Consider the following 2,690-nt stretch of genomic DNA (forward strand, 5'->3'; position numbering starts at 1 on the left):
AATGACTTGGGGAAGTTCTGGAAAAGACGTACCAAAACATTTACAACCACGACAAAGGAACTCTACAGAAATATCTGAAAAAATCTACCACCAAAATAATAGAAGACTCCATCCAGATAAACCATGCCATACAATTCCAGCATCATTTTATGCTAATTTTGTTCACCCTTATCAACATAGAAATTTCACAGCTAGAGAAGGTGCAAGAATACAATCATTTCCAGATAGTTTTAAATTTATGGGTAAACCAACAGTTGTTAGCCATAAATTACTATCTAGAGAAGGTCGTTTAGCAGAAAAACATTTATGTCAATATAATCAAATTGGAAACGCCGTTCCTCCTTTGTTAGCTAAAGCTATTGCTGATAATATATTAAAACAGTTGTAAAATAGAGCTAAATAAAATGTATGTTCATGGTCATTTCAGTTATCAGTTATCAGTTATCAGTTATCAGTTATCAGTGAAGAGTACCTCCTAACTCAGTAAGAGGAGTGAGTAGAATTTTTGAATCAATACAAAGATTTTCTAGAACAACAACACTATGCTGAAAAATTTGATTCTCGTTCAAATCTCCATTCATCTGTGTTAGAAGAATTTATGTATTATCTCTTCAAAGATTTAGTTCAAGAATTTTCATCACAAGCTTTAATTGGTAAGTCTCGTACTTTCAAAGATATATTTTTTCGGTCTGAAAATTATCAATATATGCTCAATTATCCTTATGCTTTAATTGAATTGAAAGATAATGATTTTGCCATAGGAGTGAGAATTCATGCCCAAATGAATTGTCAGGGTTCCCAAGAATTAGAAAGTCATATTTGGGATGTAACTGCTGTAGTTATAGAATGCAAAACTTATTTAGATAAAACCATGCTTCAAGATGCAGCAACAGCAGCAGAACAACTTAAGTATAGAAATCCTAATGCCATTTATATTTTAGTGGCAGAATGGCTAAAATTAACAGATGCAGTAAATTTACGAAAATTCAAAATAGACCAAATATATGTATTAAGAAAACAAAAGAATACAGATAGAGAATTCCGATATCAGAAAGGGTATGTTAAAAATCCTATATATGTAGATGTGGTAGAGCATTTATTTGTTTATGTTAGAGATTATTTAACATCTGATTGGGAGGGCGGTATTAATTTTGGTTTGAAGCGTGGTTATTTAATTTAACTAGCTAATCATTTTCATTGAAATTATTTCAACTGTGCCAATTTATAAAAATCACTACAACTGTCTACCCTCTTCTATGACAACTAAATAACTGTCACCTACATACTAAGTTCTACCTTAATAGTCAGCTTAGGATTGATATTAAGAAAGGCAAGAAAACAAGAGTGACACCTTTTCATCTGGTCAGTTTCTATTAATAATCTGTCAGATATCTGGTAAAACTTTCTCCCATCTGCCTAAATCATTAAACCAAAAATAACTTAACTGAAAAACCATGAACTTAGTAACAACAATTAATTCCTCTAATCAGACCCAATTTGACCTAGCTGGTTATTGTCATTCCACTCCTAACTATCTACAAACTAGAGCCAGAATTAATTATTTACTCGAACGCTATCTTTCCCAAAACATTCTTACAGAAAGACTATTAGACTTACCCCAACAATTTGAAAATCCTCAACAAAGACCTTGGCAAAAAATTAATTGGCAAGCAATTAACAATAGTCAAATTATTGGCATAGAACCAAAATTATTTTTACAAGTAATTACCTCCGCTGTAGAAATAGAAGCACCTATTCGTTCCTATTCCCAAGAAAGTTGGGGTTATTTACAAACAGCTCATCCTCAACTAGCTAGATTTATGGGAGGTGTAACTGATAAAAATGGGAAAATAATTGAAATTGGTATTTGGGAAAAAGAAGAACGACAACACGCCCCTGCTTTTAGCAAGATTTATCAACAACTTACAGGGAAAAAATTACAGCAAAAACCTAATACCGTTCATGGTTATCAACCTACTGGAAATGTAGGGGCAGAAATCTATAATCATGGAGTAAGTAGAATTAGTTCCGAATGGAGTGCCGTATCTATTTATATATGGTTAATGTCTCATTCTACTGGAGCATTACAAATGGCGATCGCTCAACCTTTACAAGATGAAGTTAATCATTTGGCTAAGTTTTGGGGAATTACTAGATGGGGTTTTGGTGATTCGGTTTTGCGGCGAGTTATTGGCAGTATCTCTCGTGTAATTAGACTCTTAAATCATCATCAAAAAGAGCGAACTTCTGGTCAAGATATTATCAAGTTTTCTCATCTCAAATATGGTCTTGAGATTGGTTATAGTTTGATGAAAGTAATGACACAAATGTGTCGTTGGAATTATCATTTAAAAGCTGATGCTTTGAGTCAAGTTTTTGGTAATTATCTCAGTCATGCTTCCGAAACTAAAAAATAAAATGAGGCGTTGCTGAATTAGAGTATGATATTCATTTTAATTACTTAGTAAGGATTCAGGAGGTAGTCTGACTGTAGGGAATAGTCAAAAAAGTTCCTACTAATACCACTATCATCACCATCCACCGAAAGCTAGTAGGGGGAATACCTAACAATAGCCAAGAAAATAGCGAAGTGAAGATTGGGTAAGTAAAAAATAGAGTTAATGCCACCCCAGTTTCAATTAATCCAATAGACATATAAAGCAGTGCTAAGTAAAGAAACATTAGCATCC

The 2,690-nt window shown here is 33.0% G+C and carries 4 protein-coding genes; 3 read left to right on the top strand and 1 reads right to left on the bottom strand.

What is annotated here, in order from left to right; translation table 11 throughout:
- From F6K13_RS27415 to F6K13_RS27425, 3 genes are all read left to right on the top strand, one after another.
- Positions 1-388, top strand: a 388-nt coding sequence (locus F6K13_RS27415; protein WP_287289048.1) for a DNA cytosine methyltransferase, incomplete at its 5' end; no start/stop codon positions are given.
- Positions 389-505: 117 nt separating this feature from the next.
- Positions 506-1,180, top strand: a complete 675-nt coding sequence (locus F6K13_RS27420) for a Bpu10I family restriction endonuclease (protein WP_124144902.1) — start codon at positions 506-508, stop codon at positions 1,178-1,180.
- A gap of 274 nt (positions 1,181-1,454) precedes the next feature.
- On the top strand, positions 1,455-2,417 hold the full coding sequence (locus F6K13_RS27425; RefSeq protein WP_192901117.1) for a hypothetical protein: 963 nt from the start codon (positions 1,455-1,457) through the stop codon (positions 2,415-2,417).
- Positions 2,418-2,472: 55 nt separating this feature from the next.
- Here the strand turns inward: F6K13_RS27425 and F6K13_RS27430 are convergent.
- Positions 2,473-2,690: EamA family transporter (locus F6K13_RS27430; protein WP_287289050.1), on the bottom strand; the 218-nt coding region annotated here is incomplete at its 5' end.

This window comes from Okeania sp. SIO2B9 (assembly GCF_010672505.1).
GTDB classification, from domain to species: Bacteria; Cyanobacteriota; Cyanobacteriia; order Cyanobacteriales; family Microcoleaceae; genus Okeania; species Okeania hirsuta.